A 13,577-nucleotide genomic window follows, 5' to 3' on the forward strand; every position below is an offset into this window, starting at 1 on the left:
TACGACATCCTGCGCCACAGCGGTGTCGAACTTGGCAAGCTCGATTACCTCGGCGGCCGTAACGAACAAGCGTGACGCACGGCCGGGGCTCGGCCGGCCTGCGGTGGCCCGTCTTCGGGCGGGCCGCGACGGCCCGGGCAGGCCCGGCCCGACGGCCGGTCGCACCACTTTCCGGCGCGCTCGCCGGCCGCGCGCAGCCGGTGCCAGCCGAAACGTCGCCCGGCTGGCGTAAAATACGCTCTTTCCTCTTTCTCGCCCCCTTATGACGCTCGCCTCCACGCTCGACATCATCGCGGAGTTGAAAGCCGGCCGGATGGTGATCCTGGTCGACGAAGAAGACCGCGAAAACGAAGGCGACCTCGTGATCGCCGCCGAATTCGTCACGCCGGAAGCGATCAACTTCATGGCCAAGTACGGCCGCGGCCTGGTTTGTCTGACGTTGACGCAGGAACGCTGCAAGCAGCTGCACCTGCCGCTGATGACCTACCGCAACGGCACGCAGTACGGCACCGCGTTCACGGTCAGCATCGAAGCGGCCGAGGGCGTGACGACCGGCATCTCGGCCGCCGACCGCGCGCACACGATCGCCACGGCGGTCGCGCACGACGTCCGCCCCGAGCACATCGTGCAGCCGGGGCACGTATTCCCGATCATGGCGCAGCCGGGCGGCGTGCTCGTGCGCGCCGGCCACACCGAGGCCGGCTGCGACTTCACCGCGCTCGCGGGCCTCACGCCGGCCGCGGTGATCTGCGAGATCATCAAGGACGACGGCACGATGGCGCGCCTGCCCGACCTGATCGAATTCGCGAAGGAACACGGTCTGAAGATCGGCACGATCGCCGACCTGATCCACTATCGCAGCCGCACCGAATCGATCATCGAGCGGATCGCCGAGCGCACGATGCAGACCGCGCACGGCACGTTCCGCGCGGTGCTGTACCGCGACCAGCCGAGCGGCTCGCCGCACATCGCGCTGGTGCGCGGCACGCCGTCGCCCGACGTCGATACGCCCGTGCGCGTGCACGAGCCGCTGTCGGTCCTCGATCTGCTCGAGACGAGCATCTCGACGCACTCGTGGACGCTCGACGCGGCGATGCGCGAGATCGCGGAACGCGACCTCGGCGTGATCGTGCTGCTCAACTGCGGCGACACGAAGGAACATCTGATCGACGTCTTCAAGGCGTTCGACGAGGAAGAAAAGGCCGCTGCGCTGAAGCGCCGGCCGGTCGATTTCAAGACGTTCGGCATCGGCGCGCAGATCCTGCGCGATGTCGGCGTCAGCAAGATGCAGGTGCTGTCGAATCCGCGCAAGCTGGGCAGCATGTCCGGCTACGGCCTCGAAGTCACGGGCTTCATTCCGATGCCCGGCGGCGAAGCCAAGTCCTGCCCGGCGTCCCACGCGTAACCCGCCACGACGCTTTCGCCCTATAACCGTTCATCCACACCACGGACCAGATCATGGAAATCGGACAATACCAACCGAATCTCGAAGGCGACGGCCTGCGTATCGGCATCGTGCAATCCCGCTTCAACGAACCCGTCTGCAACGGCCTCGCCGATGCGTGCGTCGAGGAACTCGAGCGCCTCGGCGTCTCCGGTGAAGATGTGCTGCTCGTGTCGGTGCCCGGCGCGCTGGAAATCCCGCTCGCGCTGCAGAAACTCGCGGAAAGCGGCCAGTTCGACGCGCTGATCGCGCTCGGCGCGGTGATCCGTGGCGAGACGTACCACTTCGAACTCGTGTCGAACGAAAGCGGCGCGGGCATCACCCGCATCGGCCTCGACTTCAACCTGCCGATCGCCAACGCGGTCCTGACGACCGAAAACGACGAGCAGGCCGTCGCGCGCATGACCGAAAAGGGTCGTGACGCCGCGCGCGTCGCGGTCGAGATGGCCAACCTGACGATGGCACTCGACCAGCTCGGCGACGACGACGAGGACGACGAAGAGGAAGAAGACGAAGAGGAGCGCGCATGAAGAAGAGCGCCCGCCGACAATCGCGCGAGCTGGCGACGCAGGGCCTGTATCAGTGGCTGCTGTCGAACGCGGCCTCCGGCGAGATCGACGCGCAGCTGCGCGGCGCGCTCGGTTACGACAAGGCTGACAAGGAACTGCTCGAAGCCATCCTGCACGGCGTGATCCGCGAGCACGCGACGCTCGTCGAAGCGCTGACGCCGTCGCTGGACCGCCCGATCGACCAGTTGTCGCCGGTCGAACGTGCGGTGCTGCTGATCGCGACGTTCGAGCTCACGCACCATGTCGAAACGCCGTACCGCGTGATCATCAACGAAGCGGTCGAACTCGCGAAGACGTTCGGCGGCTCCGACGGCTACAAGTACGTCAACGGCGTGCTCGACAAGCTCGCCGCGAAACTGCGCCCCGCCGAAACGCAGGCGCGCCGCAACGGCTGATACCGTTTGTTTGTCCACGGGCGCGCAAGCGCCCGTTTTTCATTCTCTCCCCCGCCCCGCCCGACCGATGAATACCACCGCCGATTCGCTCGTCACGCTCGCCGCACGCGTCGACGCGATCCAGCCCTTCTACGTGATGGAACTGATGAAGGAGGCACAGCGGCTCGAGTCCTCCGGGCGCGATGTTATCCACATGGGCATCGGCGAACCGGATTTCACCGCGCCGGAGCCCGTCGTCGAGGCGGCCGCGGCCGCGTTGCGCCGCGGCGTCACGCAGTACACGAGCGCGCTCGGCATCGCGCCGCTGCGTGAAGCGATCGCCGCGCACTATGTGCGCGCCTACGGCCTCACGATCAGCCCCGAGCGGATCGTCGTGACGGCCGGCGCCTCCGCCGCGCTGCTGCTCGCGTGTCTCGCGCTCGTCGGCCGTGACGACGAGGTGCTGATGCCCGACCCGTCGTATCCGTGCAACCGGCATTTCGTCGCGGCGGCCGAAGGTCGGCCGGTGCTCGTGCCGAGCGGCCCGGAAGCACGCTTCCAGCTCACCGCGGACGACGTCCGCACGCGCTGGGGCAGCCACACGCGCGGCGTGCTGCTCGCGTCACCGTCGAACCCGACCGGCACGTCGCTCGAGCCGGACGAACTGAAGCGGATCGTCGAAGCCGTGCGCGCACGCGGCGGCTTCACGATCGTCGACGAAATCTACCAGGGGCTCAGCTACGACGCGGCGCCCGTGTCGGCGCTGTCGTTCGGCGACGATGTCGTCACCGTGAACAGCTTCTCGAAGTACTTCAGCATGACCGGCTGGCGGCTCGGCTGGCTCGTCGTACCGCCCGCGCTCGTCGGCACCTTCGAAAAGCTGTCGCAGAACCTGTTCATCTGTCCGTCCGCGCTCGCGCAGCACGCGGCGCTCGCATGCTTCGAACCGGCAACACTCGACATCTACGAGGCGCGCCGCCTCGAATTCAAGCGTCGCCGCGATTTCATCGCGCCAGCGCTCGAGAAGCTCGGCTTCACGGTGCCCGTGATGCCGGACGGCGCGTTCTACGTATATGCGCACTGCGGTGGCGTCGCCCATCCCGCGGCCGGCGACAGCGCGGCGCTCACGCACGCGATGCTGCACGATGCGGGCGTCGTGCTGGTGCCAGGCATGGATTTCGGCGTGCATGCGCCGCGCGACTATATCCGGCTGTCCTATGCGACCGCCTACTCGCGCCTCGAAGAGGCCGTCGAGCGGCTCGCGGCACTGTTCGGCCAGCACTGACCGCCGATCCGCCGATCCGCTTTCCCGGCCGGCACACCGGCCGTTGCCCCGCGCAAAAAAAGAAAAAGGCACCCGAATCGGGTGCCTTTTTGCTGGAGTCTGGCCGGAACCGCGGGACGTTACGCGCCGAGCTCCGAGTGGTCGCCGTGCGACTGCTTCGCGGTGTCGACGCTTGCGTCGTCCTGCTGCGGTGCGCCCTTCGGCGCGGCAGCCGCTTTCGCGGTGATCGGCTGCGCGCCGTCGAGCGTCGCATGCACGCGCTTGGCGCCGCCGGCTGCTGCCGTCACGGCCGCGGTCACGATTGGCTTCGACGGCTGGGCCGGCGCCTGCGGCGCATTGACCGGCACGCTGCGGCCATGCGCGACATCGCGCAGGCGGCCGCGCTCGGCCATGACCTTGGAGCCGTAGGCGGTGTCGTCCGGGTTGGTCGAGCCGTTGTACAGACGCAGCCCGTTCGCGAGCGAGCCGCCGCGGGCGATGCAGTCCTTCAGCACGAGCGCGCCGACCTGCAGGTTCGCGAGCGGTTGCAGCGCGGTGTCCGTGCCGCCGAAATACTCGAACTTGTCGGAATGAACCTTCGACATGACCTGCATCAGGCCTTGCGCGCCGACACCGCTTTCCGCGTACGGGTTGAAGCCCGATTCGATCGCCATCACGGACAGCAGCAGCAGCGGATCGAGGCCGACGTCGCGGCCGGTCTGGAACGCAGCCTTGACGAGCTGGCCGAGCGGCTCCTGCGCGACCCTGTAACGGCGCGACAGGTAGGTGGCGACGAGCGCCTGTTCGCGGTTCGACGCGAGCGCACGATCGTCGCGCGCATCGGCCGGGACCCGCTGGGTCGGGATCAGTTTCGCCAGCGCGACGGGCGACGGGCCGCTACGGGACGGATCGGACGCATCGTTCTGCGCCGCGGTTTCCGGCGTGACGTCGAGACCGACGGCGAGCGCATCCGTTTCCGGGGCGTCTTCCTGCTGCGGCTGCGCGCCAGCGGGCGCGAAGTTCGGCAGCGGATGGCCGGTCAGCAGACGGGCCGGACCGGCCTGCACGGCCGCGGATACGACCGGCATCAGCTTCGCGGCGAGATTCCCGCGCACGGTCGGCAGCAACCACAGGGCAAGTGCGACCGCGACAGCGAGACAGCCGACAACGCTGAATAGATGGTGACTGACACGCGTCCCGCGACGCAGCATGTTGCGCACGATTTGTGCATGCTGCTCACTGGGACGCCACGATAACCAAGCGTTCATTCAGATCATCTCCCATGAACATGACTCGTGCGGCTCGCTCAGCTCGATGGCGAGACGGAAAACGCGCCGCGGAATCACGACGCCGCACGCCTTGGTTGGGACGCGCAAGCATCGGGGAAACGGTATAAGTACCGTTCGAGGCCACGGTGTAAGAGGGCCGGCACCTTCGCACATTGGGCGAGGCGGGCATACGCGGTGGCACCCACGCAAAAAAACCAGCGTCTCGTGGCGCTGGCTGGGACTACGACAAAGGCCGTCGAATACGCCGTGCAGGTTTCGGCGGACGGTGACGCGCTGCGTCAAAGATCGGTGATTGGCGGCTCGAAGCCTTTTACCCTGCAACCAATGTGAGCGGATTCTAGCAGGGTTTTATAGATCGTCAACACTATAAAACCGCAAAATCATAACAAAAAGTAATTTTGAACCGCCCTTCAGATCGCAAGCCCGCTGCCGTAGGGGCTCTGCGCGCCGTCGACTTTTTTCTCCGCCGGGCGTGCGAGCGGCCGCCCGGGTAAAATCGTCGGTCGATTCGGGGCCGCAGCCGGCCGCTGCGCCCGCCCATCGCTGCCCGCCTTGCGGGTGGCTCGGACCTTCTTCATGAAATACAAAGACTTACGCGATTTCATCCAGCGCCTCGAGGCGCTCGGCGAGCTGCGGCGCGTCACGCAGCCCGTGTCGCCCGTGCTCGAAATGACCGAACTGTGCGACCGCGTCCTGCGCGCCGGCGGCCCGGCGCTGCTGTTCGCAGCGCCGCCCGGCAATGCGTTCCCGGTGCTCGGCAACCTGTTCGGCACGCCGCGCCGCGTGGCGCTCGGGATGGGTGTCGATGCGGGCGACGACGCCGCGCTCGGCTCGCTGCGCGACCTCGGGCGGCTGCTGTCCGCGCTGAAGGAGCCGGATCCGCCGAAGAGCCTGAAGGACGCCGGCAAGCTGCTGTCGCTCGCGAAGGCCGTATGGGACATGGCGCCGAAATCGGTGTCGTCGCCGCCGTGCCAGGAGATCGTCTGGGAAGGTGCCGACGTCGACCTGAACAAGCTGCCGATCCAGACCTGCTGGCCCGGCGACGCAGGGCCGCTCGTCACGTGGGGCCTCACGGTCACGCGCGGGCCGAACAAGCCACGCCAGAACCTCGGCATCTACCGCCAGCAACTGATCGGCCGCAACAAGCTGATCATGCGCTGGCTCGCGCATCGCGGCGGTGCGCTGGACTTCCGCGAATTCGCGCTGAAGAACCCCGGCAAGCCGTATCCGGTCGCGGTCGTGCTCGGCGCCGATCCGGCCACGACACTCGGCGCGGTGACGCCCGTGCCCGATTCACTGTCCGAGTATCAGTTCGCCGGCCTGCTGCGCGGCAGCCGCACCGAGCTCGCGAAGTGCCTGACGCCCGGCGTCGATACGCTGCAGGTGCCCGCCCGCGCGGAGATCGTGCTCGAAGGCTTCATCCATCCGCAGGAAGGCGCACCCGCCCCTGCCCCGGCCGGCGCACCGCCGCGGCCGGCCGGCAACGCGGCCGCCGCATACGAACACGCGCTCGAAGGCCCGTACGGCGACCACACCGGCTACTACAACGAGCAGGAGTGGTTTCCGGTGTTCACCGTCGAGCGGATCACGATGCGCCGCGACGCGATCTATCACTCGACCTATACGGGCAAGCCGCCCGACGAGCCGGCCGTGCTCGGCGTCGCGCTCAACGAGGTGTTCGTGCCGCTGCTGCAGAAGCAGTTCACCGAGATCACCGACTTCTACCTGCCGCCGGAAGGCTGCAGCTACCGGATGGCCATCGTCCAGATGAAGAAGAGCTACGCCGGCCATGCGAAGCGCGTGATGTTCGGCGTGTGGAGTTTCCTGCGGCAGTTCATGTATACGAAGTTCATCGTGGTCGTCGACGAGGACGTCAACATCCGCGACTGGAACGAGGTGATCTGGGCGATCACGACGCGCGTCGACCCCGTGCGCGACACCGTGATGGTCGACAGGACGCCGATCGACTATCTCGATTTCGCGTCGCCCGTCGCGGGCCTCGGCTCGAAGATGGGGCTCGACGCGACCAACAAGTGGCCGGGCGAGACGAACCGCGAATGGGGTCGCCCGATCGAGATGGATGCGGCCGTGAAGGCGCGTGTCGACCGTCTCTGGCAGGAAATCGGACTGTAAGTCCGCGCCTTGAACGCACCCGACAAGAACGACGATGAGCTTTCCCCCCACCTCGATGCTGTCCGACGGGTTCTTCCTGTCGCTGTCGCTGTGTCTCGACATCGGCCTCGTCAACGTCGCGATGCTGTCGCTGACGCTGTCGCACGGCTTCCGGCCGGGCTTCTGGCTCGGCGTCGGCTCGTGCGTCGGCGATCTCGTCTACGCGGCGCTCGCGCTCGCGGGCATGGCCGTGCTACTGCAGTTCGAGGCCGTGCGCTGGATCGTCTGGATCGGCGGCGGTGCGGTGCTGCTGTTCCTCACGTGGAAGATGGTGCGTGAAGCGCTCGCGCCGGCCGGCAGCGGCCACGACGGCACGGCGGACGACACGCCGCAGCCGCGTGCCAGCGCGCGGCGCAGCTTCGTGCGTGGAATGCTGCTGGCGATGTCGTCGCCGAGTGCGATTCTGTGGTTCGCGGCGGTCGGCGGCGCGCTGATCGCGAAAGCCGGCGCGACCACACCGGCGACGGCGTCGGTGTTCCTGTCCGGCTTCTTCCTCGGCGGCCTCGCGTGGACGCTCTTCATGTGCACGCTCGCGAGCCAGGGCCGCAAGCGCGCGGGCGCCGGGATGATGCGCGCGTGCCACGTCGCGTCGGCGCTGCTGTTCGCGTATTTCTCGTACAGCGTGATCGTCGGCGGCTACCGCGACCTGATTGCCCACGCGGCGTAACCGCCGCACGCACAGCCGCGCCCCAAATGAAAAACGGCGCAACGCCCCGCGAGGGACGTTGCGCCGTTTTGCCGCGCGCGGTCAGGCCGCCGCGCGGAATTCGTCAACGACGCCAGCCGTGGTGACCCCAGCCGCCGTAGCCGTGACGCCAGTACGGACGGCCGTAGTAGCCGCCGTAGCCGCCGACGACCACGGCGGGCGGTGCATAGTAGGCCGGCGCCGGCGCGTAATACACCGGCGGGGGCGGTGCGTAATAAACGGGCGGAGGCGGTGCATACACGGGATACGCAGGTGCGATCGGGACCCCGATGCCGACCCCGATCGACACGTGAGCCTGAGCGGCGCTTGCGGCCCCCAGGGCCAGCGCGGCGGCGGCGATGAACGGAATGAGCTTTTTCACTTCGATTCTCCTGCTGGAGCGGTAATTTGTACGCTCCTGTCGGCAACGGCGGGCATGCACGTCGCATGGATGCAATGTAGCGAAAACCCACCGCTCGCGTATGGCGCATTTGTTGCAAATTGCAATTCCACGCGGCGGCGGCCACCGTGCAGCAGGGCGCCGAGGCCCGGCAATCCCCGCCGCGAGTCCCGCGATTCCGTCCGAGCAGCCAAACCGCGACGCGCCGACCGGTCAGTCTTACCGGATCCGGTAAGCGCGGCCGGCACGCTTCCGTAATGAACGATTACAAATTTGAAACAGGACGCCGACAATCCAGGCGGGACACAGCCCCCGCGCGATTTGGGGCCGGATTAGGCCATCTTCGACGGAGGCGAAATCGCCGCGCGAATTTACCTTGTCCGCACCGAACGCTGCCGTCCAGGCCGTCCCCGTTCGGCATCGCCGCCGATCCGCGACCGCCCCGTCATTCCTGCGATACTGACGTCTGCTCCGTTTTCGCTGCGTGACCCGCCATGCCCCTCCCCGCTCTCCCCCGCCTCGGCTTCATCGGCGCTGGCCGCCTGGCCCGCTGCCTCGCCCTGCGCTTCGCGGCGGCCGGCTTTCCGGTCATCGCGATCGCGAGTCGCACGACGGAATCGGCCGCGGCACTTGCCGCGCGCATCGACGGCTGCCGGGCGGTCGACACGCCGCAGCAGGTTGTCGACGCCGCCGACCTGATCTTCCTGACCGTGCCCGACGACCATCTCGCATCGACCGCCGCCGCGCTGCGGTTCGACGCGGCGCGCGCGGCAGGCCAGGCGCTCGTCCACTGCAGCGGCGCGTCGGCGGTCGAGTTGCTCGATCCGGCAAAGCGCCAAGGCGCGGCCACGGGCGGCTTCCACCCGCTCTACCTGTTCGGCGGCACGGACGCCGATCTCTCCCGCATCGACGGCTGCTCGGTCACGCTCGAAGCCGACGGCGCGCTGCACGCGACGCTGCTGCGACTTGCTGCCGCACTCGGTTGCCATCCGCTGTCGATTCCGGCCGGCGGCCGAATGCTGTATCACGCGGCCGCACATTACGCGGCGAGCTTCGCGCTGTGCGGGCTGTCGGAAGCGGTCGAGCTGTGGCGCGGCCTCGGCTTCGACGAGGAAGCGGCGTTGCGCGCGCTGCTGCCGATGCTCGCCGGCACGATCGCCACCGCGCGCGACAAAGGCCTCGCGAACGCACTGGCAGGCCCGGTATCGCGCGGCGACACCGGCATCGTCGAGCGTCAGCTCGCGCTGCTCGAAGCGCGCGGCGGCGACCACGCGACCCTGTATGCGCTGATGACCCGCCGCGCGGTCGCGCTCGCGGCGAAGCGCGCGGCGCCGCCGGCCGCGCTGCCGGCGCTTGCGCAGGCCGTCGAAACGTCGCTCGAGCGCACGACCGGGCACCCCTCCCCGCCGCGAGACGAGGCGTGATAAGGTGTCGGCCGATGCGCCGCCATCCGGCGTTGGCGGCCGCACGCTACCCGACTGTATAAAAAGGATGCCAACGATGTTCGGCGAGATCGCCCGTTTTCTGCTCAATACCGTCTTCACACTGTTCGGCGCGGCGCTGATTCTGCGCGTCTGGATGCAGGCCGTCCGCGTGCCGCCGTACAACCCCGTCACGCAGGCCGTGCTGCAGGCGACCAACTGGCTCGTGCTGCCGTTGCGCCGCGTGATCGCGGGCGTGCGCGGCATCGACTGGGCAAGCGTCGTCGCCGCCCTCCTCACCGCGCTCGTCTATGTGGTGCTGATGGTCGTGATGGCCGGCCTGGATCCGGCCTCGGTGATCGCGACGCTCGTCGTGGTCGCGCTGCTCACCGTCGTGAAGTGGGCGCTCAATCTCGTGATCTGGATGACGATCCTGATGGCGCTGCTGTCGTGGCTCAATCCGCGCTCGCCGGCGATGCCGATCCTCTACCAGCTCACCGCGCCGTTCCTGAACCCGCTGCGCCGCGTGATCCCGAACCTGGGCGGCATCGACCTGTCGCCGATCCTGCTGTTCGTGATCGTGCAGGTGCTGCTGATGATCGTCACGCGCGCCGCCGTGTCGCTGACGATGTTCGGCATCTGACGCGTTGCGCTATGCTGCCGGCCCCTGCGCCGGCGGCACCTCGAGCGTGTCGATCACCCCGAAGCGCGCGGGAATCATCGCGTAGCACACGCGCACCTTCTCGTGCGCGAGCCGCTCGAGCAGTTGCTGCGCCTCGTCCTCGGTGACGATGAACTCGACCTCGATCGCGAGCGAGCCCTGCAGCTCGAAAAAGCGGTCCTCGTGCAGCACCCGATGCCGGCCGAAGCCGGCCATCGCCCGAAACGCGGAACCGCCCGCGACGCCCATCCGGTTTCCTTCCTCCAGCAACCACTCCCACAGCGGCTTCCAGTGCAGCCGGTGCTGCTCGTGCACGTAGAAGCGCAAGAAAACCCTGTCCATCGCGTCCTCCCGATGCCGGCGCGCTCAGGCTGCCGCGAACCACGCGCGCGCGGTCCACATGCCGAGCGCCGTCAGCGTGAACGATCCAGTCAAGTGTAGGGCAGCCACCGCGAACGCCCATCCCAATTCGCCCTGCACCGCGTGCGTCATCACTTCGACCGAATAGGTCGAGAACGTCGTGAGGCCGCCGAGGAAGCCCGTGATCACGAACAGCCGCCACTCGGGCGGCAGCCCGACGCGGGTGGTAAACGCGACGGCCGCGATGCCGATCACGTAGCCGCCGATCAGGTTTGCGGCGAGCGTACCGAGCGGCACGGCGGGAAAGAACGCGTTGAGCGCAAGGCTCAGGAACCAGCGCAGCAATGCGCCGAGCCCGGCGCCGACGAAGATCGCGACGATCGAATAGAACAAGGGAGCTCCTCGCTGACGAAGCCGCATCGCGGGCGCGGCCTACGCCGAACTGTATGCGGAATCGCGCCGCGACGGCAATGCCGGCCGGCCCCCGGCGCGCACCGGATGGTGTCGCGCCGGAATCACGCATTTCGTTATTTCCATGCACCGCCGAGCTCGATATTTTCCAATGCATTACGCAGGTCATTACAAATCGCCGGAAACGAATCGATTATTCATCAGATTTTCCAGAATTCGAAAAGTCAGCCCCGCGCCAGCCATGTAAGCCTTTCTTCATGGGCATTTCGCGTGTTTTCCCTAATCCAGACATTCCCGAATCGGGTCGATATTCAATGCAATTCGCTCTGCTGATTTCGTAAAATCATTTCGCTCCCCCACTCCATCGACATGGAAGCTCGAAAAATGAACAATTACCGCCTGTCATCCATGTTGATTCCGGCACTGTGCGCGTCGCTGCTCGCGTCGAGCGTCGCGCTCGCCGAGGACAACGGCCCCCCGTCCTACGTCGAAGGCAACCGCGCGCCGAAAGGCTATGCGCGCCCGCCTTTCCACACGAAACAGCGCGCCAGCACGGCCACGGTGGCCGGCCTCACACCCGTGCTCGTACGCCATGCGTACGGGTTCGATTCGATCGCCAACCAGGGCGACGGGATGGTCGTCGCGATCGTCGACGCGTACGACGATCCGAAGATCGAAGCCGATCTCGGCGTGTTCAGCAACGCGTTCTCGCTGCCGGCCTGCACTTCGTCGAACGGTTGTTTCACCAAGGTCTACGCGCGCGGCACGCGACCCAGGACGGACGCGGGCTGGTCGCTCGAGATGTCGCTCGACGTCGAATGGGTGCATGCGATCGCACCGAAGGCGAAGATCGTGCTCGTCGAGGCCGCGTCGGCCAGCTTCAGTGACCTGATGGCCGCGGTCGACGTAGCGGTCAAGCGCGGCGCATCGGTCGTGTCGATGAGCTTCGGCGGCAACGAGTTCGGCAGCGAGACCGGCTTCGACAGCCATTTCAACGCATCGGGCGTCACGTTCGTCGCGTCGTCCGGCGACAGCGGCACCGGCACCGAGTACCCGGCGGCGTCGCCGTACGTGGTGGCGGTGGGCGGCACGACGTTGTCCACCGACGCATCCGGCACGTATGTCAGCGAGGCCGCGTGGGGCGGCAGCGGCGGCGGCGTCAGCTCGATCGAGGCCGAGCCGGCCGGGCAGACCGGCTGGCCGGTGCCGGTGGCCGGCAAGCGCGGCGTGCCCGACGTCAGCTACGACGCGAATCCGTCAAGCGGCTTCGCGGTGTACGACTCCGTCACCTATCAGGGGCAGGCCGGCTGGTTCCAGGTCGGCGGCACGAGCGCGGGCGCGCCGCAATGGTCGGCGCTCGTCGCCATCGCGAATTCGCTGCGCACGGCGGCCGGCAAACACGCGCTGAGCGGCGCCTACGACACGCTCTATACGGTCGGGAAAAACGCCTACGGCAGCGACTATCACGACGTCACGACCGGATCCAACGGCACTTGCGGCAGCATCTGCAATGCAGCGGGCGGCTACGACTACGTGACGGGCCTCGGCTCGCCGATCGCGCCGGCGCTCGTCCAGGCGCTCGTCGCGCAGCCGTGATCGCGCGGCCGCGGCCGGCCGATTCGTCCCGCGCCGCTCAGCTGCCGTGCCATGCACGGTCGAGCGCCACGAGCGTCGCGAGCGCGCTGCCCTTCAGCCCGATCACGTCCGCGCGGCGGGCATGGGCCTCGCGTGCATTGATGCGGATCACGTCGGCACCGAGCCGTTCGCTCGAGAGACGCACGGTCGGAATCGCGGTGCCCGCGCCGATCTCGACGACGGTCACCCATCCCGCCTGCGCGATCCAGTCCTGCAGGGCCCGCTCCTGCGCGTCGTAGCGTTCGCCGAGCCAGCCGTCGTCGCCGAACATCAGGATGTTCGGTCGCGCGAGGCCGCCGCAACGCGGGCAGCGCGGCAACTCGCCGACCAGCTGGCACGCGGCCGTGTCGACATCGGGCGTGAACGGCGCAGCGTCCCACGTGTCGTCCGAACAGGGCCGCAGGCACTGCATCGAATGAATCGAACCGTGAATCTCGGCGACACGCGCCGGATCGAAACCGGCCTTCTGAAACTGGCCGTCGACGTTGCTCGTCAGCACGAAGCCGCCGTTCGGCATCGCGTCCATCCAGCGCCGCAGGATCGCGAAGCCCGCGTGCGGCACCGTCTGCCGGTAGAGTCCGAGACGGTGTCCGTAAAAGCCCCACGCAAGCTGCGGATGTGCGCGGAACGCCTGCGGCGAAGCGATCTCGTGGAATTCGAAACGCTCGTGGCGCAGCGCCGGATACGCGCGCCAGAAGCCGTCCGTGCCGCGGAAATCGGGCAGCCCCGAATCGACGCCGATGCCCGCGCCGGCCGTCACGAGCAGCGCATCGGCGCGCGCGAGCGCCTCGACGGCGGACGCGACCAGATGAGCCGACAGTGGCTCGGCAGCGGCGCTGGAATCGGTGGAATCGGACGAGTCGGAAATCGGCATGATGGAGCAGCGGAAGCG

At 67.7% G+C, this 13,577-nt stretch carries 15 protein-coding genes; 10 read left to right on the forward strand and 5 right to left on the reverse strand.

Annotated features, from left to right (window positions below; all coding sequences use genetic code 11):
* The 5 genes from DIE08_RS19090 to DIE08_RS19110 all read left to right on the forward strand — a co-directional run.
* The coding region (locus DIE08_RS19090) for a DUF1993 family protein (RefSeq protein WP_124629667.1) at positions 1-75 on the forward strand (75 nt) is incomplete at its 5' end.
* 187 nt (positions 76-262) lie between these two features.
* Positions 263-1,405 carry a bifunctional 3,4-dihydroxy-2-butanone-4-phosphate synthase/GTP cyclohydrolase II gene (gene ribBA, locus DIE08_RS19095; protein WP_059605371.1) on the forward strand — a complete coding sequence of 381 codons (1,143 nt, stop codon included), beginning with the start codon at positions 263-265 and terminating at the stop codon, positions 1,403-1,405.
* Between the two features lie 53 nt (positions 1,406-1,458).
* The gene (gene ribH / locus DIE08_RS19100; RefSeq protein ID WP_059680803.1) at positions 1,459-1,974 is read left to right on the forward strand and encodes a 6,7-dimethyl-8-ribityllumazine synthase; all 516 of its coding nucleotides are present in this window, start codon (positions 1,459-1,461) and stop codon (positions 1,972-1,974) included.
* Positions 1,971-2,408 (forward strand): transcription antitermination factor NusB, encoded by a 438-nt coding sequence (gene nusB / locus DIE08_RS19105; protein WP_059605377.1) that lies wholly within the window; start codon positions 1,971-1,973, stop codon positions 2,406-2,408. The genes ribH and nusB overlap by 4 nt, the downstream gene beginning before the upstream one ends.
* A 67-nt stretch (positions 2,409-2,475) precedes the next feature.
* Positions 2,476-3,672, forward strand: a complete 1,197-nt coding sequence (locus DIE08_RS19110) for a pyridoxal phosphate-dependent aminotransferase (protein ID WP_124902995.1) — start codon at positions 2,476-2,478, stop codon at positions 3,670-3,672.
* Between the two features lie 119 nt (positions 3,673-3,791).
* Here DIE08_RS19110 and DIE08_RS19115 read toward each other — a convergent pair whose 3' ends face one another.
* Positions 3,792-4,919 (reverse strand): lytic transglycosylase domain-containing protein, encoded by a 1,128-nt coding sequence (locus DIE08_RS19115; RefSeq protein WP_124629665.1) that lies wholly within the window; start codon positions 4,917-4,919, stop codon positions 3,792-3,794.
* A gap of 597 nt (positions 4,920-5,516) precedes the next feature.
* On the opposite strand from DIE08_RS19115, the gene DIE08_RS19120 reads away from it, so the two are divergent.
* Both DIE08_RS19120 and DIE08_RS19125 read left to right on the forward strand, forming a co-directional pair.
* A complete protein-coding gene (locus DIE08_RS19120; protein WP_124902997.1) occupies positions 5,517-7,073 on the forward strand; it encodes a UbiD family decarboxylase in 1,557 nt (518 codons plus the stop codon).
* A 34-nt stretch (positions 7,074-7,107) separates the two neighbouring features.
* Positions 7,108-7,779, forward strand: a complete 672-nt coding sequence (locus DIE08_RS19125; protein WP_124902999.1) for a LysE family translocator — start codon at positions 7,108-7,110, stop codon at positions 7,777-7,779.
* A gap of 103 nt (positions 7,780-7,882) precedes the next feature.
* Here the strand turns inward: DIE08_RS19125 and DIE08_RS19130 are convergent, their stop codons facing one another.
* Entirely contained in the window at positions 7,883-8,179 is a 297-nt protein-coding gene (locus DIE08_RS19130) for a hypothetical protein (protein ID WP_124629662.1), read from the reverse strand.
* A 512-nt stretch (positions 8,180-8,691) separates the two neighbouring features.
* Here DIE08_RS19130 and DIE08_RS19140 point away from each other — a divergent pair.
* Complete coding sequence (locus DIE08_RS19140) at positions 8,692-9,621, forward strand: Rossmann-like and DUF2520 domain-containing protein (RefSeq protein ID WP_124903003.1); 930 nt, start codon at positions 8,692-8,694, stop codon at positions 9,619-9,621.
* 76 nt (positions 9,622-9,697) lie between these two features.
* Complete coding sequence (locus DIE08_RS19145) at positions 9,698-10,261, forward strand: YggT family protein (protein WP_059530230.1); 564 nt, start codon at positions 9,698-9,700, stop codon at positions 10,259-10,261.
* A gap of 9 nt (positions 10,262-10,270) precedes the next feature.
* Here DIE08_RS19145 and DIE08_RS19150 read toward each other — a convergent pair whose 3' ends face one another.
* Entirely contained in the window at positions 10,271-10,621 is a 351-nt protein-coding gene (locus tag DIE08_RS19150; protein WP_059605399.1) for a DUF190 domain-containing protein, read from the reverse strand.
* A gap of 24 nt (positions 10,622-10,645) precedes the next feature.
* Positions 10,646-11,032 carry a fluoride efflux transporter CrcB gene (crcB, locus tag DIE08_RS19155; protein WP_059530237.1) on the reverse strand — a complete coding sequence of 129 codons (387 nt, stop codon included), beginning with the start codon at positions 11,030-11,032 and terminating at the stop codon, positions 10,646-10,648.
* Positions 11,033-11,434: 402 nt separating this feature from the next.
* Here crcB and DIE08_RS19160 point away from each other — a divergent pair, with 402 nt between their 5' ends.
* On the forward strand, positions 11,435-12,646 hold the full coding sequence (locus DIE08_RS19160; protein ID WP_124903005.1) for a S53 family peptidase: 1,212 nt from the start codon (positions 11,435-11,437) through the stop codon (positions 12,644-12,646).
* Positions 12,647-12,683: 37 nt separating this feature from the next.
* On the opposite strand, the gene DIE08_RS19165 is transcribed toward DIE08_RS19160, so the two are convergent.
* Positions 12,684-13,559 carry a Sir2 family NAD-dependent protein deacetylase gene (locus tag DIE08_RS19165; RefSeq protein WP_124903007.1) on the reverse strand — a complete coding sequence of 292 codons (876 nt, stop codon included), beginning with the start codon at positions 13,557-13,559 and terminating at the stop codon, positions 12,684-12,686.
* Between the last annotated feature and the right edge of the window lie 18 nt (positions 13,560-13,577).

Source organism: Burkholderia sp. Bp9004, assembly GCF_003858025.1.
GTDB lineage: Bacteria > Pseudomonadota > Gammaproteobacteria > Burkholderiales > Burkholderiaceae > Burkholderia > Burkholderia diffusa.